The following is a 20,346-nucleotide window of genomic DNA, read 5'->3' as shown; positions in this document are numbered from 1 at the left end:
AAATCCACAAACATTCGGTTTGAACCAAGGAGGAATAACTGAAGTGATTGAAAACCAACCATCTTCTTCCCATTCCATGGAATCTAGCTTGCCAGTTCTGCAGATTCCACTGGATTTTGGGCGACGTCAACAATCATTCTCTTATCAGTCTGCTCAAATCACATTACATGCTTCTCTGAGCCGTGAACTTAAACAGAAGTATGGAGAACAGATGGTGTACCCGGTACTCCTCTCAGCTTATGCAGCCTTGTTATTCCGATTGTCAGCTGAACAGGAACTTGCCATAGGTATACTTTCCCCCGATCAGGCAGCTTCCTATCTTTCTTTACAGATTCAGGGGAAATTGACCTTCAGCCAACTATGTCATGAGGTTTCAGAACAGCTCAAGATTGAATACACGTTGCAAAACGGTGGATACCCTGAATCGTTTTTTATGCTGAATAGTGTACAGTTGCCTCAAGCTCCTCAAATATTAAATTGGAACGTTCGAGATGATCAGAACATGCTCATCCTCGATCTGTTCTATGATAGTTCACTGTTAAAAGAGTCTACCGTGCTGAGATATGCAGAATATTATCAGACTCTTCTACTCGCCCTTGTGCGTGACGGTGAGAAAGCAATCGGTACGGTAGATATTCTTTCCGCCTCAGACCGATTGCTTTACCGTGAAATGAATGATACTTCTGTTCTCGAACCAGAGAATCAGACGGTTCATGGCTGGTTCGAAGCAACGGCAGCGGCATATCCGGATTCACCGGCGATAACATCGCCATCCAAAAGTTATACGTACAGAGAATTGAATGAACGAGCTAATCAGGTTGCACGTGTTCTGTTATCCAATGGATTGCAGAAAGGTGAATTCGTCAGTATCTTTATGGATCGAAGTCTGGAGACCATCATCTCCCTGCTTGGAATTCTGAAAGCAGGTGGTGCATATGTTCCGATCGACCCTGAGCATCCACAAGAACGTAACAGTTATATTGTGGAAGATACGGCGTCCTCATTCGTGCTGACAACGGAGGCTTCTTATGCCCAAGCTTCCAGCTTGTTCTCCAGTATAGCTACGGTCCGTCAGATTCTCGCTGTGGATGGTCGTTTAGCTGGATTTGCAGCAAGTAACCCCAATCTGGATATTCAGCCAGATGATCTTGCGTATATTATCTACACGTCAGGGTCGACCGGTAAACCCAAAGGTGCACTGATTGCCCACCGGGGTGTAACCAATCTTGGCAGTGTGGTTCAGCGTGATTGTGACATTCAACCAGGTGATGTATTAACCCAGTTTGCTACATACAGCTTTGATGCATCCGTGTGGGATACCATTGGCGCCTTGTTCTATGGAGCAGAATTATATCTGTTGTCTGCGGAAGAACGTGTATCCGTTGAAGAATTCGCAAGTGCAATTGAACGGACAGGAACAAACATCATTACGATACTGCCCACGATTTTCTTCAATCAGCTTGCTTCCTACTTATCCGATGAAGGTTTCCACAAGCTGGCCAAAGTCAGAATCATTACTGTAGCCGGAGAAGCGCTCTATGGTGAACAGGTTCGTGCCTTCCAGCGCAAATTTGGAAACCAGATTGATATTGTTAATGTGTACGGACCTACCGAATGTACAGTAGCCACAACTACTCACCGCATCAGTGAGCAGGTTCCCGAACATGTGGTGAACATCCCTATCGGTAAACCAATTCATAACTACAAAGTATACATTGTAAATGAAGAACAACAGCTCTGTCCGGCAGGTGTACCTGGTGAGGTATATATTGCTACCCCTGCACTGGCCAAAGGTTATCTCAATCAGCCAGAACGTACTGAGCAAGCATTCATTGAGAACCCGTTTGCGATAGGTGAGAGAATCTACAAGTCTGGCGATATTGCCAAATTGCTGGATACCGGGTTGCTGGAATATGTCGGTCGCAGTGACTCACAGCTAAAAATTCGTGGTCACCGGATTGAGATCGGGGAGATTGAAGATCACTTTGCACGGCTTGATCAGATCCAGAACGTTGCCGTCATTCCGAAGAAAGAATCCGATGGACAAAATATGCTGGTTGGTTACTTTACATCGAAAGATGGCAGTACCCTCTCTGTTACGGACATCAAGGCAGAACTGACGGAGAAACTTCCTTCTTATTTTGTACCGAAGTGGATCTGTCAGCTGGATGAAATGCCGATTGCACCGACTGGAAAAATCAATCGCAAAGCGATGGTATCCCTGCCTCATGTGGAACGACATGAAGATCGCCCTGACCGGGTCATGCCTGAGACGGAGACGGAATCCATTATCCTGGACGCATGGAAAGAAATCCTTCAGCACGATGACTTCGGTGTCGAAGACAGCTTCTTCAATATCGGTGGTGATTCACTCCGGGTCATTCATGTACTGGTCATTCTGAAGCCACATTATCCGCAGCTGAAAATTGCCGACTTCTTTGCCGAGAAAACAGTCCGCGCTCTCGCTCGGCGTGTGGAAGTATTGTCTCTCAGTGCTGCAGAAGTTACGGATTCAGTGGTGACCGACGGTATGATTACACAATTATCCGAACACCCTGTGGAGCTAACATCCCAGTTGGGGTACCCGCTCATTCGTGAACCTGAGCATGTGTTGCTGACTGGAGCAACTGGTTATCTGGGCTCTCATGTGCTGCAACAGTTAATTCTGAATTCCAGCACACGAATCTACACCCTTGTTCGTCGACCATCCAATGGAATAACTGCAATGGAACGTTTGACTAACGTGTTGGAAGGTTATTTCGGCAAACAACTGACTGACCATCTCTCCACTCGTGTGGAGATTATTGAAGGGGATCTCGAACAACCTAATCTCGGTCTGTCCGCTGAACAAACGGCTTATGTTCAGGATCGAATTGACCGTGTCATCCACTGCGCTGCAGACGTACGTCATTTTGGAGATGCCGATCAGTTCGCCAAAACAAACGTGGAAGGAACGGTCGCATTGCTTGACTTGATTCGCAGCAAACCAGGTGCTTCCTTCCACCATGTATCCACGATGGGTATTCCAGAAGATCTGGCACTCAGCGGACAATGGGAATCTTCCCTGCAATATGATCGGTTCCCGGCTGACCTGCATGTGGACAACCTGTATTCGGACAGCAAACTTGAAGCCGAGAAAGTGCTCATGATTGCGGCAGAGGAAGGTATACCTGTCAGCATCTATCGTGCTGGTAATCTCACTTGCCACTCCGAAACTGGACGCTTCCAGTCCAATATTGATAGCAACGCCTTTTATCGTATGATCAAAGCAATGTTATTGCTCGGCAAGGCTCCTGCGGCTGACTGGATGGTTGATTTTACACCGATCAACTATGCAAGTGAGGCTATCGTTCACCTGGCCTTACGTCAGGATACCGCCGGTCGTGTATTCCACATCTGTAATCCGGAGCCCATCCGCTATGACGAGCTGATCCGTTCTGTGAATCGGGCTGGTTACGAAGTTGAGACGCTACCATTCGCGGATTACACACGTTGGTTGTTCGATGCGAGCATCAGTAAAGAGCCGGAAGCTCTTCAGTTGGCTATTGCACAGCTTGAAGGCGACGGCGCGAAGGATTCAGCATATGTCTATGCTTGCCCTGTCACAACGGCTTATGTGGAACCTGCCGGAATCTCATGTGCAAAAACAGATGATCGCTTCATCTCCGCCATGTTAGACTACGCCGTTCAGATTGGATATTTCCCGTCTGCAATCCGGCGCCATAACGGCACTTCTACAGCAATGGAGTAAGTTCCGTGAAGTTCAACTTTAACTAATAGGAATACGCAGAAGCCACCTCATCGTCATTCACTGACGAGAAGGTGGCTTCTTTACTTCGCATTTTTCAGACGTTTTAGCATTTCTATATCAATCTTTTAGACCCATCGGATAATTGCAATGATGGCAAGATGCGCTGGATAGAAATAACGCCAGACCCAACGTGGCCCCTTCATACGGAATCCCGCTTGGTAATACTGAGCAATAGCAATGCCGGCGGTTGCGAGCACACTATACATTTGCACAGAGCTGTTATGCAGGAGAAGATATAGTGCATTTAACACGACATGTGCCACGACAAGTACAGGACCCCGGAAATAACGGAATAACAGAACCAATAACAACCCGTACATCCCGTAATCCATATGGCTAATTTCCATGAACCAACCTGCTCCAATTACAATCGGAATCCCCAGTAGTTTGGATGGCAATTTATCAATAACAAATAATACCAACAGGGCTGACCACAATGTCCATACCACGTTCAGAGAGTAATGATTAAACGCAGCCATGAACGGCACCTGTGATATGATCGCGATCCAGAACAGCCGCCATATGTATTTTTGTACGTCTCGTGTATGTTTATAACCGATATACACTGCAAAAGCATAAATTGGAAAAGCGATACGACCTATGATCCTCAACTCTATAATATGTGGAAAAAAGACAGCCCCTATATGATCAATTAACATCGTGATCATGGCAATCCACTGCATCATGTTGCGACTCCCCTCCCTCTTTCCCGACGACACGAGTCTGCCATTCATTTATATAATGCGTCTTTTTGAGCAACTTCTTATACATTAAGTTCATAATACATGAATCTGGTATCCTGTGCATATCCTTCGGATTCATATAAAGCTTGTGCTTGTTTGTTACTTAACTCAGTTGAGAGTGATATACGAAGAACTCCTCGCTCAGATGCCAATTGCTTGGCTGCTTGCAAGAGCTTCCTGGCAATGCCTTGCTGACGATAATCCGGGTACACATATAGATCATTAAGCACCCAGACAGGCCCCATTGATACCGAACTGAAACTGGGATATAGCTGAACGAATCCAGTACAGATTAAGCCATTCGAGAGTGACATACCGTTACTTTCATCTGTCCCATGTTCACTTTCCGCATCTGTTTCTGCTACCAAAATCACCGATTCATGGCCTTCCATTCGTTCTCTAATATACTGACGTGCTGCCTCAATGTCAGCATTTTGGTTGTAGAACATCCTGTACTCATTGAACAATCGACCCACTTCGTTACTATCAGGAAGACCCGCTTGTCTGATTCGGTGCTGCATTTCACTCAACTCCTCTGAGATGGAGACCATCGTCTCATCGTTTGTATTTCTCAATTGTAAAACATTCTTTTCCTTTTCCCCATTCATCATCTGCATCAAAGTTTGTAGTATCTTGAGCAGTGAGCTGACATTCGTTCATGCGCGCTTCCAGATTGCATCTTGCTTATCTAGTCCATACCAATTCTGTACGTTTTGTTATATTTACTTCGTATTGGCAAAAATAAAAAGGCGACCAAAGCATCCACTGCTCCGTCGCCGTAATTATTCAGTTCGATTCAGCATTCTGCTGTTCCTGACCAGAATCAGCATCGGGGAAAATGACGCCTTTCTTCAAAATCAGATTGGCATATTGGGCGCGCTCACCAGTTGCAACAATCACATAGGCATTCGAAGCGCGTTTATAAAAATCAAATCGCTCTTCATGATCAAAAGCATCCGTAATGCCTTCGTATTCTTCAATCAACCGGCGATAGTCTTCCCATATGATCGGGATCACCTGATCCCCTTTCACAACCTGCATGACAGCAGCGGGACGCTCAGCATAGGTATCCAGTGGATATAATTGCAGGATGGCATCCAGCAGTTCAACGACTCCCAGTGCGTCACAGCGTACCAGTCGCTTGGCATGACTGGCTGCGGGGAAATTGCCATCCGCCAGAACCAACTCGTCTCCATGGCCCATTTCGGACATGATTTTGAGTAACTCTGGAGGTATTATTGCGGGTATATTCTTTAGCATATACAGCTCTCCTTGGTCATCTCCAACATTAGTTAGAGCAAATTGGTTTTCTCCATACTTCAAGCACTTTGATATCGATTCCATAAAAGCGGTTTCATCACTATTCTAACAGTATTTTTGGATGATTGCACAGCGCACACGTACGTTCGATAAGAGAATATTTCATTTTGACAAAAATACTTGTTTGACATATAGTTGTTATAACAACTAATTAATCGGGACATCTTATTATGGAAGCGAGGTCTAGCAATCACATGGACTATACACTGGAACAATCTGTTGGATTCATGCTGGGTTTCACACATCGTAAAGCTGTAGCTTTACTTGCGACGCGATTCAAACCTTATGATATTACGACAGAGCAATTTTCTGTTCTCTTTAATGTTGACCGCGGTGAAGGTGTTAATCAGAAGGAGCTTGCTGCACGTGTCTTCAAAGACCAACCCACCACTGCGCGGATTATTGATCTGCTTGAGAAAAAAAGCTGGGTAGAACGCCGGACCAGCGAACAGGATCGCAGAGCCTATCTGTTATATCTCACCACGGAAGGCAAAGCGTTAATTGATATCCTCGTTCCGATTGAAAGAGAAATGAATAAAGAACTTGCTGAAGGTATATCCGAAGACCAGATGGAAGCATTTAAACATACTCTTTCCCTCATTAACCGCAACTTGTAATGAATCACAACTCAGGGGGAATACAACATCATGAAAGAACAATCTACACAACAAGTTAGACTATGGACCACCGATTTTATACTGCTGATGCTGTGCAACTTCTTGTTGTTCTTGCAACTGCACATGATCGTCTCTCCGCTTCCGTCCTACGTTCAGGAGCGATTTCACGCCAACGCATTTGAAGTAAGTTTATTCACCTGTCTGTTTGCACTAAGTGCCATTGCAGCCCGTCTCTATTCCGCGAAAGCGCTGGAGAAGGGCCTTCGTAACGCCATGATCTATATAGGCCTGTCCGTTGCCCTGCTGGCAACGCTCGGCTATTATTTTGCTGCTGGTATAGCTGTGCTCTTGTTGCTGAGAATGTTGTTTGGTATCGGGTTTGGTATGAGCAGTACCGCTTTTCCAACGATGGCCTCGGACATTGTGCCCGTCAAACGAATGGGTGAAGGTATGGGTTACTTTGGTCTATCGACTAGCTTGGCTATGTCTATGGGGCCAATCATTGGGGTTACTCTGCTCCAGGGTGCTGGATTTGTAACTCTGATGTTATGTACTGCGGGTGTCCTCGCTGTGATCTATCCACTGAGTTATTCACTGACACGCAAAAAAGCAGTCAGAACCGATAACAGTACAACCATCATGCCACAAGCCACAACAAGTGCTTCAGGGTCCAACCCAAAACAGAAGACACCTTTCAACCGCAAGCTGATTCTGCCCAGTGTGCTGAATTGCCTGTTATCCATTACCTATGGTGGGCTTGTCGGATTCATCGTTTTGTATGGTAAGGAAGCCAATCTGGCCAATCCTGCACTGTTCTTTTTGTTCAATGCACTCGCCGTGTTATTGGTTAGACCATTTGCAGGGCGGATCTATGACAATAAAGGTCCAAAAGCACTGCTCATTCCAGGGGCAATATTCGTTGCTGTCGGCCTCATTCTGCTCTCGTATGCAACCTCCATGTCCGTACTGTTCATCGCTGCCTTTATCTACGGAATCGGTTATGGTTCCATGCAGTCGTCTCTGCAGACCTGGATGATTCAAGTTGTATCTCCTACTCAACGGGGTATGGCTAACGGTATGTTTTTGAACTCGCTGGATCTGGGTATTGCGACCGGTGCCCTTCTACTTGGCGCCATTGCGGCCATCACCAGTTATACTGATATGTATCGATATTCCGTGATGTTTATGATTCTGTTCTTGCTTATATATCTGATTCAGGGAAAACGAAGCGGCAGCTTCTCCATTGAACCTCATGCTCTGCTCGCTCATACTCATATCACTGCAACGGAACCACCTCAAGATCAATCCAAGAATTCAGAATCTGGAGCCGGCAACACCGAAACTAGCCAGTCGAATAAAAGTAAACACGAATGATTGATTAAGGTCATTCTGAACATAAAAACGCGTTTACACCGAGAAAGCAAATTCATCCGCTTTCTTAGGCGTAAACGCGTTTTTTTATTAGAACAGATCTGAATGTTAAACTTAAGACAGCATGGAAATGAACGCAGCATACAGCACCGTCTATCTAAAATGGACTTTTCTTGCGACCTATGGGAGCATACCCTCTACTTGTCTCGATCACATCATTAGATGTTTCATCCTGTTTCTGCTTGCTTCCTGAAGTAGGTTGGTCTCCCTTATCGGGTTTAACTGCGAATAAGGTGAGCAATCCGCCCACTGCGCCAGACGCAGCGAGCACACCAAAAAGCAGGAAATGATGAGAACCGATCAGCAAAGAAACGACAGGTGGACCGAGAGATACTCCAATGAATCGCATGCTGCTGAACAGAGCCGTGATTGTGCCCCGCTGTTTTTTGTCCACGCCTTCTGTAATCAAGGCATCCAGACATGGTAACGTTGCACCTATTCCGGCACTTCCCAATGTGAAAAGACCTACTACAACATAGATATTATCGAATAAACCTATAACGCCAAGGGATACCGTCAGAAGCGCAAGTCCTGTGAAGCCAAGCCACTTCATTCGCGTTTTGTTCTTTCCAATCCACTTCCCTGCCAGGAAAGAAGACAGACATAACGCTGCCAGCGGGATCGCAAGGACAAGTCCTTTAAGTACACCTTTCAGGGCAAATTCGCTCTCCAGCGTCTCGGATAGATAATATAACACACCAAAGATGACAAACATGCAAATACCACCGATTGCAAACAATGCATACAACCAGCGTCCCTTTTCTTTTAATACGTCACGAATGGATGCCACAAATTCTACAAAGGTGGGAGGCTTTTCTTTTTTCCGTGGAGTCTTCACCAGGAAAATAACAAGAACCAGCGAAAGTACACAAAGGATAGGAATAGCCATGAATGGCGCATACCACAACCAGACCGCCAGCGCTGCACCCAGAATCGGACTTATGACTTTACCAAACGTATTCGAGGTCTCAATGATACCCAGGCTTTTGCTTACTTCGTTCTCATCATTAAACATGTCCCCAACCAAAGGGATAACAATAGGAAATGCGCCGGCAGCACCTATTCCCTGCAATAACCTGCCACCCAGAATGGTCCAGTAGGCTATGTTTCCGTTCAGCATCCATGCTGCCACACCAGCGACAGCACCTCCGACGGCTGCAATAACGAGGCTGGGAATGATAACTGCTTTTCTGCCAAAACGATCCGACAAGTACCCTGCAAGAGGAATAAGCAGGATCGCAACTACAGCGTAGACTGTAATGAGCATACTGACCTTAAATGCAGATACCTTCAACTCACGTTCAATCTGTGGCAGGATCGGTATTAGCATGGAATTACCCAAGGTCATAATTAAAGGGATGGAAGCAAGTGCGACGAGGTCCCACTTTTTATCGTTCATACCACAACCACCTTTACAGATTCTACACACATCAGCATTATTGTGCTTGTTTCGGAGGTTGATTATTCAGGACATGCTACAACTACAACAATCTAAAGTGCCGTAACGCTGCTCCACCTTTAAAAATAATATACAGCTCATTCACCTTACGTGGCGCCTCAAGCGAACATTGGACGGTTGTCCACTTGATATCTTTTCCGTTCACACTGCCACCCGGTCCAGAAACTTCACACACACCGAGCAGTTCGCCCTCCAGTCCTCCGGAACGAATCTCCAGTCTGCCCTCTTCCCCAAAAGCTGCCACTCTGGCTTCAAATCCTTGTACTTCCTGAACAGCATTATGGTTGAAAGCGATCCAGGACGATTGCTCCTCTCGATATAAGGGTTCTTCCGGAGTGATTGCCCGAACTGCCGAACGCCCTTCCAGACATTCATCCAGAAGAACACCTGCACAAGCATCGTAATTCTCGGCAAAGGTAAGCAAGTGCAGCGGACGATCCGGAATCGTCTCACCTTCAATTTCAATATCAGCCGACTGACGTATATCTGCGGAAGAACGCCCTGCGAGGATGGCCCAGGTCGCTGTCTCCAGGCAGTATCGATCTCGGGTAACATCCCATAGCGCCAGCTTCTGAACAGGAACCTCGAAACTTATCGTAACACGCGTCCCTGCTTTGACATGAACACGACGGAAAGCAAGCAGCTGCTTCTGAGCGCGTTTCACTCGGGAGGTATATGAAGATCCATAGATCTGTAAGACTTCATCACTGTCACGTTGACCTGTATTGTGTATCTCCACTTCAATCTTCAATTGATCTGTGGTGGTGGATTCCGGCGAAGCACTTCGACTTACACGAATTGCTTCGTATTCGAATTCGGAATACGTCAGGCCATGACCAAATGCATATTGAACCGGTCCTTCATGATACATATAGGTCCTGCGATTCTGAATGATGTCATAATCCATTATGTCAGGCAGCTGTGATTCGTCTTCATACCATGTCATATTCAATCTGCCTGCCGGGGCATAATAACCTAACAGCACATCTGCAAGCGCATTCCCCAATTCCTGACCTGCATGTGTCATATAAACGATTGCGCGGGCAATACCTTTCAACTCCTGCAAAGCAAATGGATAACTGCCCATAATCACAACCACCGTATTGGGATTGGCTTCACATACGGCTTTGACAAGCTCGACCTGACTCGGCGGAAGCAGCAGACTTGGGCGGTCAATTTCTTCTTTGCCGTTGATATAAGGGCTGTTGCCAACAACGACGACAGATACCTGACTGCTACGTGCAGCTTCTACGGCTTGTTTTATTCCGCTTGTCACAATATCAATATTGAATGCAGAAGTTATCTGTGTATTGCCTGGTGATTGACTTGCGTGTCCAGAGTCACCAACATCATTCGGATTTGTACCTGTAGCTGTAGTTTGTTCTCCTTGTGGCCGGAGTGGTGATACAGCAGAATGTCCCTGATACTCGCTCAGTCCAACAGGAATACCGTTCCACGTCCGCAAGGTGTTACTTCCGTCCGTTAGAGGATCTATTCGAACAACTTCCTTCACAAACCAGCCACCAATCTCTGGGGCGTTTGCCTGATAGATGCCTTGCTCGGTTAAACTAACGTATCGATTATTGTTCACACTTCTTAGCGTATGACTTCCCCAACCCCAATCCTGATGTACAAATTCGGCGGCTGTAGGTGCACTGGCTTCCGGCACAGCGACGAGTGTACCTTCCGCACCCAAGGTTATAACCTGACCGTCTGTTGTCTTCAGCTGAATACGGTCATTCCCATCTGAATACGTTATGTCTGATTGAGGGAGTCGATTACGCAATCCATCGAGGACGGATACACGATAAGGCAGTGTGCCACTGTACCAATCGGTATAGACAACATCCGCAAGGGGCCCAATCACACTGATTTTTTGCAACGTTTCTGGCTTCAAAGGAAGCAATCCATCATTTTGGAGCAAAACAATCGATTCGGCAGCGGCACGATAACTAAGTTTGGCATGTTCCGGTGCACATAATACCGACTCGGGAATAGACGCATATGGATTTTGCCCCGACTGATCCAGTTGTCCAAGTCGCATTCGCACACCAAAAATGTTACGAATCGCTCGGTCCAAATCAGCGATCTCCAACAGATTCCGGTCAAAAGCATCCTCCAGAGCAGATATTACAAGATCAACTTCATCTGTAAGACAATCCACTCCTGCCTTCAACGCGCCTGCTGCTGACTCGGCATGGCTGGTATGATAACCATGATAATTCACAGTCTGTGACAGGTCTCCACCATCACATACAATGAAACCTGGCATCGCCCACTCACCCTTAACCACATCATTCACATATGGACTTTCAATGGCAGGTGTACCATTGATGGAATTGTAAGCTGTCATCATGGACAATGCTCCGCCTTCCACAAATGGTGTCTCAAATGCTTTTAAATAATATTCCCGCAGATTGCGCGGATCGATGCTTGATGAACAATTCAGCCGATCTTTCTCATTATTATTGGCAAAAAAGTGTTTCAATGTCGCAACCATTTTCAGATAAAAAGGATCACTTCCCTGCATTCCTTTGACGAGAGCTGCCGACATTTCTCCCGTGAGGACTGGGTCCTCGCCATACCCCTCTTCCGTTCTGCCCCAGCGTGGGTCACGTTCCAGGTCAACCGTTGGTGCCCACAATGTTAACCCATGAACCTCAGGATCACGGTGATGATATGCCCTCGCTTCATCGCCAATGACGGAACCAATCTCCCGCATGAGCCTTGTATTCCAGGTACTTGATAGACCGAGAGGTTGCGGAAATACCGTTGCCTCACCTTTCCATGCAACCCCGTGGGCAGCTTCGCCCCCAACGTTGTAGGCTGGAATGCCCAGTCTTGGCACAGCTGCTTCGCGTGTAGGAATTAGTCGGATCTTCTCCTCCGTTGTCAATCGTGCAATCAGGTCATCCAACCTTTCCTCAAGTGAAAGTGACGCATCCCACATCGGGTATTGATGATACTCCTTCATCCTTCATTCCCCCTGCGAATTAGTTATGTCCGAGTTGCTTCCATTGCTCCAGTAAATCCAGCGTGCGCTGGCGATACTTCCGACCATCTTCAGGTTGATTGACCTGATGTTCATGAACGTAGGCATTAAAATACGAAGACAGTATTCGGTACGCAAGCCTGCGTGCCTGTCCTTCAGCGGATGAGTCCAGTGGACGATCATATCCTTCATGAAAAGCCACCGATTCTGTCGACAATATGGCTTCAAACTCCCTGTCGGCAAACATGGAACGATCTCCATCAATGATGGCCGCAATGTTTAGCTCACCATCTTCCTGATGAACAAGCACATTGGCTTCCGATAGGTCATTATGAACCAGTACCGGATGGGTCACTTGATCGAATAATTCTTTATTTTTGATGAAAATAGCGGCGATTTCTTCTCCCACACCTGACATATAATCGGCTTGTGCCGCTTTAAGTGCCGTTTCTTCTGCAAAAGAGTGCAACACCTCGGACCATTGATCCGAGCCTTTAATCGTCCCATCTCCTTGCGGCCAGCCAAACGATGCACCCTCGATCTGATGCATGATGGCGGTATACGCGCCAAGCTGATGATACAATCGCTCTTTGTCTATGTCTGAAATCGATGCGTGATCCAGCTGCTTACTCGGGATAAACTCCATAAACATGTACGTTCTTGGAATGATGGATCCGCTATCATCACAGGCGATAATGTTGGGAGCAGGAATGCCTGCCTTACGGTAATATTCATACACAATCGGTTCAGCCGCCATCATCGTACGTTCAAAAGAAAAGAGTGGGTCACTCGCAGAACCAGCCGCCATCTCTCCCCGCTCTGGAGCCAAACGTAAAATCACATCTGTATAGGAAGTATGTTCAAGTTGAATCCGATAGGTTGTATTAAAAAGTCCACCTTGCAGGAGACCAAACGCCTTTACTTTGGTATCGCTTCCAAAATTAATCTCTACCAGTTGATGCAGCATCTCTGCTGATATCGTGCAGTGCAAACCGGAATTCATTGTACTCATTTCATTCAATCTCCTATCATCGTAGACAAACAGACGGCACCTTTCGGCACCGTCCTTTTCTTTTACTATATCATTTTACAGTTGGATTGTAAGCGCGCTTTCGCCTGTTGCTGCCGTAACGACAACACCATTTGCACCAGACACTTGGGAACCACCTTCAACGCTGGATACACTCTCAATGCCGCGAAGCACCAAGTTCCATGGTTTGCCTGCACCTTCAGCACGAACATCCAGCACTGAACCATTACGTGTAACGTTAACTGTCAGCTCCTGCTCTGCCGCTTGGTTCACAACGACAGCTTGAGCCGTTTGACCATCAGCCAGTTCGAACAAGTGCAAGGACACATCATTCGCAAAGTCGTAATCCGGTTTGCTATCCACCGCACCCACAGCGATCAGACTGTTTGGCTTAATCATCATTGGCAGTGTTTTAAAGTCATGGTTTTCACTGATCCAGCGTCCACCTTGTACTTTCGCTCCTGTCAGATAGTTCGTCCAAGTTCCTTCAGGCAGGTAATAACGCACATCACCTTCCTTGTTGAAGATTGGAGCCACCAGAATTGAATCACCAAACATATATTGCGTATCCAGGTTATATGTTGTTGGGTCCTCTGGGAAGTCCAGCAGCATAGCGCGCATCATCGGAATACCTTTTACCGTTGACTCTACCGCAGAATTGTACAGGTACGGCATCAGGCTGATTTTGAGTTTGGTAAAGTCACGAACAACGTCCACGGATTCCTCGTCAAACAGCCAAGGCACACGATACGAAGTGCTGCCATGCAGGCGACTGTGTGAAGATAACAATCCGAATTGTACCCAGCGTTTGTATACGTCAGGGCTCGCTGTGCTTTCAAAACCACTGATATCATGGCTCCAGAATCCGAAACCGGAAAGCCCCAGTGAGAGGCCACCGCGAAGTGATTCAGCCATGGATTCATACGTGGAAGAACAGTCACCGCCCCAGTGAACCGGGAACTGTTGCCCACCTGCTGTTGCAGAGCGTGCAAACAGGGCAGCTTCGTTTTTGCCAATCTTCTCTTCGAGCAATTCAAATACAGCTTTGTTATAGAGCTGTGTATAATAGTTGTGCATTTTAACCGGATCAGAACCATCGAAGTACACAACATCGGTCGGAATTCTTTCGCCAAAGTCTGTCTTGAATGAATCTACACCTTGATCCAGCAGGACTTCCAGCTTGCTCTTATACCAGTTCACAGCATCCGGATTCGTGAAGTCAACCAGAGCCATACCTGCTTGCCACATATCCCATTGCCATACGCTGCCATCGGCTGTTTTGACCAGATAACCGTTCTCCATACCTTCATCGAACAAGTAGGATTTTTCTGCAATATATGGATTGATCCAAGCACAGATTTTAAGGCCCTTCTCTTTCAGACGTGCAAGCATGCCTTCCGGATCCGGGAACATCGCTTCATCCCATACAAAATCAGACCATTGGTATTCCTTCATCCAGAAGCAGTCAAAATGGAATACAGAGAGCGGAAGATCACGTTCAGCCATGCCATCTACGAAATGGTTAACCGTTGCTTCATCATAATCCGTTGTGAATGACGTTGTCAGCCACAGACCAAAAGTCCACGCTGGTGGAAGCGCTGGTTTACCTGTTAATTTCGTATAATTATCAAGTACATCCTTTGGATTGTCACCGCCGATAATGAAGTATTCCAACGTCTCTCCTTCTACGCTGAACTGCACTTTAGATACATTCTCGGATGCAATCTCATACGATACGCGTTCAGGATGATTTACAAATACGCCATATCCTTTATTGGACAAATAAAACGGAATGTTCTTATAGGACTGCTCACTGCTTGTACCCCCGTCCTCATTCCAGGTATCTACAATTTGGCCATTCTTAACAAACGGCGTGAAGCGCTCACCGAGTCCGTAAACGTATTCACCAATACCGAGATCCAGCTGCTCGCGGAAGTACGCTTCCTTGCTTGGACCTGTAATATAACCAGCAGCTCTTTGACCGCTACCTGTAATCCGTTTTCCTCCATACAGGAAGCTAATGTCCCAACCGTTTGTTTTGTCGATTTGAACTTCCAGATTGCCGCTTTTCAAAACAGCACCTTGTTCATTTTTTGAGATCTCAACGTTGGCTTCTTGTGTGTTAAGCTCAAATTCAGGCCCTTTTTTCACGCCGCCCTTATGGTGATTCAAGGTTACACGAATAACGTTAGGCATTGGTGAGCTGTACGTTGCTTTCAGCAATGTTCCGTTCAACGTGTCGCCTTTGGTACGAATATATTTAGTTGCCGCATATACGGTCACAGAATTCTCTTTTTGCACAATATCACGAATGTCAGTCGGGTTTTGAATCTGGTACCCTTCACGAGTCATCCAGAATCCATCAGTAAATTTCATGTTTTCTTTCCCCCTTTGGTTATATTATAATAATATTGATATTAATAACGAATTTCTTCTCTTATTTTGACCAAATATATCACGATTTTGATAATAAACATCCGATTCTTGAACATCATCACCAATCTATGGAAACGATTACATTAATAATGTAACAAAAGGAGAATCTGATATGGAACGTGAACGATTACGGGAAGACCGGATTCACGGCAATGCCATGTATCCCGTCAGTGTGTACCCGGATATTCAACAACTAAACGGAGATAGCATTCTCGATTGCCACTGGCATGATGAGATGGAGTTCACCATGGTGACCAAGGGCTGCGCCGTCTTTCAGATCGATATGAACACTGTTGAGGTTCAAGCTGGAGAAGCCATTTTCATCAATAGAGGCGAGATTCATGCGGGGTATCTGAAGGGTGATGTTCCCTGTGTATTCTCTTCCATTGTATTTAATCCCGAGCTGCTTGGCAGCCGCACCTTCGATACCGTCCAAGAGAAATTCATCGGTCCACTGGTACGCAAAACGGTGATTCCCCCCAGTCATATCAAGGCAGATGAGGATTGGGGACAAGAAATTCTGGATCTCCTGAAACGTATCTTTGCCGACCACGCTACCCGAACCGAAACGTGTGAAATGTCAACAAAAGCGTACCTGTATCTCATATTTGCCCGTATGTTCGAACATATGAGACCTGCTCCGCTTAAAGGCACCGTGGCTACAGGGAGTCATGACAAGGTAGAGCGCCTGAAATCCGTGCTCGGTTATATCCACAAACGTTATCCTGAACCGTTAAAGCTGAAAGAACTGGCCGATGAAGCCAATATGAGCGAAGGACACTTCTGCCGTTTCTTCAAACAGATGGTGCAGAAAACCCCTGTAGATTACATTAACTATTACCGCGTTCAACAGGCCTGTGTTCAGCTTGAGAATACGGATCACAAGATTGTTGATATCGCCATGGATGTGGGTTTTGAGCATCTAAGTTACTTCATCACTACATTTAAAAAACATAAAGCCACTACACCTTCACAGTATCGCAAAATGTTCTATGAGAACGTAGGAATGGAGTCTGCCCTAGTTCAGGTGTAAAAGAAGAAGGTGCTCACAGCTATTCAGCTGCAAACACCTTCTTTATCAACTTCCAATTCCCAAGAACTAACAAGATAAGGTTCTGAGGCACGTTGTCTCAGCTAGAACTCATTTCATGTGCTGCTACAAGAACTGCGCTAAGGAATTTATTGATGTCTCACTTTTTCAGCGTCTTCCATGAAGTGTACTCATGTACGGAGAAACCGTTAAAGGACGCATGTACTGAAGCCATTTTTTCGACCAACTTCAATTGTGCTTCCATATAAGCAGATCCCTCTTCATAAAAAGTAATGAAGTCGCCTTCCTTGCTTTGCTTTGTTTCCACGGCGATTGAGATCGTCTTGCCAAGCAGAGCTGCTTCTGCAAGTTCATCCTTCGCCACACTATAGATTGCAGCAGCTGTATCGCGGTAAGCCATAATGGTGATGGAATCAAACTTGCGAATCATCCAGCTACTTACGGCCATCGTGGAACCCGGAATTTTGTAGTTATCGAGCCAGAAAGGCAGATCAGCCGCTACTGGCATCTTCATCCGTGATGCTCTCTCAACAATGTACTCCACATTGCCTTGCCACTGGGTAATTACACTGGCCTGATTGATTTTCCACTGCGGGTGCACATGTGGCTCAATATCCAGATGAATACCAGCAAATTTCTCATTGGGCAACGCTTGCGCCTGATATGTCTCGATCCAGTCCAGGAAAGATGCAATCTGCTCCCGACTTTCCGTCAAGCCCCAGGCTGATCTTCCATCCATGACGTCAACCGCAATGTTCTTGGCTCTCGCCTGACGGATAAAACTTTTATATTCAGGAATTTTTATATCCCGGTTCATCTGCAGATAGATCGTATTGATTTTGTTCGCTGTAGCATAATTTAATACCTCTTGAGGATTACTTCGGATCTGGGTGGTATCCCACACCCATGTCGCTCTCACCGGTGCATCAAGTTTTCCATGAATCGTTGCATAACTGTCGACTGAACCATCCGCAATGGCTTTGGAAGAACAGGCTGTACTCGCACACAGGATCAAACAACTCAGTAATACGATAAAACGGTAACCCCTTTTGCTTTTCATATTTGTACACTCCCTCTGAAGTTATCAGCTCTGACGTGCAAATCTGGATGAAATTGTGTCGTTTCATATTCATTTAATGGATATTTATTAGGTACGACGAATTTGGATTGCTTCTATATGCAATATCATCTTTAAGACTCACTACGAAAGAATCATATAACTATATTTCGGGAATTCGTAGTTCTGTATGTATAGTTCAAAAGTCACAATTATTCACTATTTTCTAAATTAACCCTTATTTCAGCATGACTTCAGTCATTATTGCCATATGCACACCGAGATCCAGAAGACCTAGAAAGCGTTTTCTCCCACAATGTACAAAAAAACCGCCCTAAGGCGGCTTTGCATGTATCTTAATTTATTTGTGCTCTAGTCGACATTTCCGTTCATTCATTACCCGATGGAGCTACAGGTGTATTCTCAACCACTTCATCGAAAAGGGACACCAGTTCAATACCTTCTGCCGAGATCCGCACAAGACCCTTGTCGGACAAACGTAGTTCTGGAATCACAACCAGCGCGAGCAACGAAAGCGTCATGAACGCATTATTCAACGTACATCCTGCAGACTGTAAAGCTTCACTGATTGCTGCCGATTGGGCTGCAACGACTTCGAATGGCTCGGTTGACATCAAACCTGCAATCCGCAGCGGGAATTCGGTTACACCTGCTGCCGTTACCACGGCGACTCCGCCCTGCATTCGAATGACACGGTTACCGGCTTCGGCCATCAGGGCATCATCATTACCGATAATCAACAGGTTGTGACTATCATGAGCAACCGTCATCGCAATCGCTGCAGGGGATGTGAAGCCGATGCCTCCAACAAGCGCTACCGCTCGATTCCCGGTTTGTTTGTGACGCTCCAATACCGCAATTTTGCATACTTCCCCTGAAGTTGAAACCACAACCTTGCCGTTCTCTACGGTGACGGGCAGGTGTTTCTCCTTTGTATCCACATGGTTCTCTGTCACATGAATGATTTTGGCACCAATGATCCCCTCTTGAATCGGCGCAGCCAACTCCAGATCTACTGGCTGAATATTAGCTTCTAACTTCACTGTGTTCAGCGCTTCCTCAGGGTACGTGAAGCTGTCCCAGACCGCCGTCATTTTCCCGTTCTCGGCTACAACTTGCCCGGCAGCAATCGTCATGCCCACACGTACATCCGCCAACCGGCCGTCCAGCAGAATAATATCGGCTATATTGCCCGGAATAACCGCACCAATATCACGCGCAACACCAAAGCGCTCAGCCGTGTTAATGGTTGCCATCTGAAAAGCAGTGACCGGCTTCACACCTTGGGAGATTGCAAGACGAACAACAAAATCCATATGTCCTTCTTTGAGCAGGGATTCAGAGCTTCGGTCATCGGTCACCAGCATCATCCGGCGTGTATCCAGTCCAAGCTCAGTGCAGGCTTTGATTGTCTCAGCCACATCATGCCATGCCGAACCTTGGCGCATCTTCGCATACATCCCGAGTCGCAGACGTTCAACCACATCTTCCTTGGTCACACACTCATGATCCCCTGTAACGCCACTCGCTGCATACGCTGGCAGACGCCAGTCATCTGCAGCCCAGGTGAAATGACCGTCTGCCACTTTACCTGCCCGGATCGTTGCCTGTATCTCACCAATCATCGTCTCGTCCCCATAGACTACCCCAGGGAAGTTCATCACTTCACCAAGACCAATTATGTCTGGACCCCAGGAAAGAGCCTCAGCTACCTCCTCAGGCCCGATATAAGCACCTGTTGTCTCCAATCCTGGATGAGTGGAAGGCACACAGGAAGCCACCTGCATATAAGCAGCCATCGGTGTGGTCCGCGCTTCATCCAGCATCAGTCTCAAACCTTTGAGACCAAGCACGTTAGAGATCTCATGTGGGTCAAAGAAACCTCCGGTCGTGCCTGAAGGCAATACCGCTCTCGCAAACTCGGTTACTTTCATCTGTGTACTTTCGATATGGCAGTGTCCATCCAGCAAACCAGGAGCGATATACTTACCGTTCGCTTCAATAATCCGGGTATGTTCTCCGATGGTGTGGCTTACATCTTTACCGACATAAGCGATTCGAGCTCCCTGTACAGCTATGGACATCTCAGGCAAAATCTCACCCGATATCACGTTTACCAGCGTACCTCCCCGAATGACCAAAGTCGCTGGCAAATCTCCCCGTGCTGTAGCGACCAGATCAGGTACACAATCGGCCATAAGTGGCCGTTCAAAAGATGGTTTGTTCATTTTGTTGCCTCCTTTAATAAACGATCCAAAAAAAATATATTGTTACGATTATATGAGTCCGGACTTCATGTGTAAAGAAAAATCACATCTATTGTGCTTAAATACAAATTATGAAGTCCTCTTTATCCACGGGACCCAATCCTTACGGAT

13 protein-coding genes are annotated in these 20,346 nt (G+C 46.4%); 4 read left to right on the top strand and 9 right to left on the bottom strand.

Annotated elements, in window-relative coordinates; translation table 11 throughout:
* Positions 1 to 43 precede the first annotated feature (43 nt).
* Positions 44 to 3,751 (top strand): amino acid adenylation domain-containing protein, encoded by a 3,708-nt coding sequence (locus tag NZ043_RS19980; RefSeq protein WP_339309103.1) that lies wholly within the window; start codon positions 44 to 46, stop codon positions 3,749 to 3,751.
* Between the two features lie 125 nt (positions 3,752 to 3,876).
* On the opposite strand, the gene NZ043_RS19975 is transcribed toward NZ043_RS19980, so the two are convergent.
* From NZ043_RS19975 to NZ043_RS19965, 3 genes are all read right to left on the bottom strand, one after another.
* Entirely contained in the window at positions 3,877 to 4,497 is a 621-nt protein-coding gene (locus tag NZ043_RS19975) for a TraX family protein (RefSeq protein ID WP_240767976.1), read from the bottom strand.
* Positions 4,498 to 4,574: 77 nt separating this feature from the next.
* Positions 4,575 to 5,075: a GNAT family N-acetyltransferase gene (locus tag NZ043_RS19970; protein ID WP_339312805.1), complete on the bottom strand. Its 501-nt coding sequence runs from the start codon at positions 5,073 to 5,075 to the stop codon at positions 4,575 to 4,577.
* A 265-nt stretch (positions 5,076 to 5,340) separates the two neighbouring features.
* Positions 5,341 to 5,814 (bottom strand): RbsD/FucU domain-containing protein, encoded by a 474-nt coding sequence (locus NZ043_RS19965; protein WP_339309102.1) that lies wholly within the window; start codon positions 5,812 to 5,814, stop codon positions 5,341 to 5,343.
* A 230-nt stretch (positions 5,815 to 6,044) separates the two neighbouring features.
* On the opposite strand from NZ043_RS19965, the gene NZ043_RS19960 reads away from it, so the two are divergent.
* Together NZ043_RS19960 and NZ043_RS19955 are read left to right on the top strand one after the other, a co-directional pair.
* Complete coding sequence (locus NZ043_RS19960; RefSeq protein ID WP_339309101.1) at positions 6,045 to 6,491, top strand: MarR family transcriptional regulator; 447 nt, start codon at positions 6,045 to 6,047, stop codon at positions 6,489 to 6,491.
* A 30-nt stretch (positions 6,492 to 6,521) separates the two neighbouring features.
* Positions 6,522 to 7,865: an MFS transporter gene (locus NZ043_RS19955; protein WP_339309100.1), complete on the top strand. Its 1,344-nt coding sequence runs from the start codon at positions 6,522 to 6,524 to the stop codon at positions 7,863 to 7,865.
* A gap of 154 nt (positions 7,866 to 8,019) precedes the next feature.
* On the opposite strand, the gene NZ043_RS19950 is transcribed toward NZ043_RS19955, so the two are convergent.
* The 4 genes from NZ043_RS19950 to yicI form a co-directional block, all read right to left on the bottom strand.
* Positions 8,020 to 9,321: an MFS transporter gene (locus tag NZ043_RS19950; protein WP_249911126.1), complete on the bottom strand. Its 1,302-nt coding sequence runs from the start codon at positions 9,319 to 9,321 to the stop codon at positions 8,020 to 8,022.
* An 82-nt stretch (positions 9,322 to 9,403) separates the two neighbouring features.
* The gene (locus NZ043_RS19945) at positions 9,404 to 12,355 is read right to left on the bottom strand and encodes a glycoside hydrolase family 3 C-terminal domain-containing protein (RefSeq protein ID WP_339309099.1); all 2,952 of its coding nucleotides are present in this window, start codon (positions 12,353 to 12,355) and stop codon (positions 9,404 to 9,406) included.
* A 19-nt stretch (positions 12,356 to 12,374) separates the two neighbouring features.
* Positions 12,375 to 13,385: an aminoglycoside phosphotransferase family protein gene (locus tag NZ043_RS19940; RefSeq protein ID WP_339309098.1), complete on the bottom strand. Its 1,011-nt coding sequence runs from the start codon at positions 13,383 to 13,385 to the stop codon at positions 12,375 to 12,377.
* Positions 13,386 to 13,460: 75 nt separating this feature from the next.
* Complete coding sequence (gene yicI / locus NZ043_RS19935; protein ID WP_249911129.1) at positions 13,461 to 15,779, bottom strand: alpha-xylosidase; 2,319 nt, start codon at positions 15,777 to 15,779, stop codon at positions 13,461 to 13,463.
* 172 nt (positions 15,780 to 15,951) lie between these two features.
* On the opposite strand from yicI, the gene NZ043_RS19930 reads away from it, so the two are divergent.
* Positions 15,952 to 16,872: an AraC family transcriptional regulator gene (locus NZ043_RS19930; RefSeq protein WP_339309097.1), complete on the top strand. Its 921-nt coding sequence runs from the start codon at positions 15,952 to 15,954 to the stop codon at positions 16,870 to 16,872.
* Positions 16,873 to 17,029: 157 nt separating this feature from the next.
* Here the strand turns inward: NZ043_RS19930 and NZ043_RS19925 are convergent, their stop codons facing one another.
* Entirely contained in the window at positions 17,030 to 17,950 is a 921-nt protein-coding gene (locus NZ043_RS19925) for a hypothetical protein (RefSeq protein WP_091032059.1), read from the bottom strand.
* 386 nt (positions 17,951 to 18,336) lie between these two features.
* Positions 18,337 to 20,196, bottom strand: coding sequence for an adenine deaminase C-terminal domain-containing protein (locus NZ043_RS19920; RefSeq protein ID WP_339309096.1), 1,860 nt, complete (start codon positions 20,194 to 20,196; stop codon positions 18,337 to 18,339).
* Between the last annotated feature and the right edge of the window lie 150 nt (positions 20,197 to 20,346).

Origin of the sequence: Paenibacillus sp. FSL k6-2145, from assembly GCF_037976585.1 — a bacterium.
Lineage (GTDB): Bacteria > Bacillota > Bacilli > Paenibacillales > Paenibacillaceae > Paenibacillus.
Note: the sequence above shows the minus strand (reverse complement) of the source record. Positions and strands in the feature narration are given on the sequence as shown.

Coding starts and splice junctions, on each gene's coding strand:
- NZ043_RS19950 (WP_249911126.1), bottom strand. CDS start 9,321: ATGAACGATAAAAAGTGGGACCTCGTCGCACTTGCTTCCATCCCTTTA.
- NZ043_RS19925 (WP_091032059.1), bottom strand. CDS start 17,950: ATGAAAAGCAAAAGGGGTTACCGTTTTATCGTATTACTGAGTTGTTTG.
- NZ043_RS19960 (WP_339309101.1), top strand. CDS start 6,045: ATGGAAGCGAGGTCTAGCAATCACATGGACTATACACTGGAACAATCT.
- NZ043_RS19920 (WP_339309096.1), bottom strand. CDS start 20,196: ATGAACAAACCATCTTTTGAACGGCCACTTATGGCCGATTGTGTACCT.
- NZ043_RS19945 (WP_339309099.1), bottom strand. CDS start 12,355: ATGAAGGAGTATCATCAATACCCGATGTGGGATGCGTCACTTTCACTT.
- NZ043_RS19965 (WP_339309102.1), bottom strand. CDS start 5,814: ATGCTAAAGAATATACCCGCAATAATACCTCCAGAGTTACTCAAAATC.
- NZ043_RS19940 (WP_339309098.1), bottom strand. CDS start 13,385: ATGAGTACAATGAATTCCGGTTTGCACTGCACGATATCAGCAGAGATG.
- yicI (WP_249911129.1), bottom strand. CDS start 15,779: ATGAAATTTACTGATGGATTCTGGATGACTCGTGAAGGGTACCAGATT.
- NZ043_RS19975 (WP_240767976.1), bottom strand. CDS start 4,497: ATGATGCAGTGGATTGCCATGATCACGATGTTAATTGATCATATAGGG.
- NZ043_RS19955 (WP_339309100.1), top strand. CDS start 6,522: ATGAAAGAACAATCTACACAACAAGTTAGACTATGGACCACCGATTTT.
- NZ043_RS19930 (WP_339309097.1), top strand. CDS start 15,952: ATGGAACGTGAACGATTACGGGAAGACCGGATTCACGGCAATGCCATG.
- NZ043_RS19970 (WP_339312805.1), bottom strand. CDS start 5,075: ATGCAGCACCGAATCAGACAAGCGGGTCTTCCTGATAGTAACGAAGTG.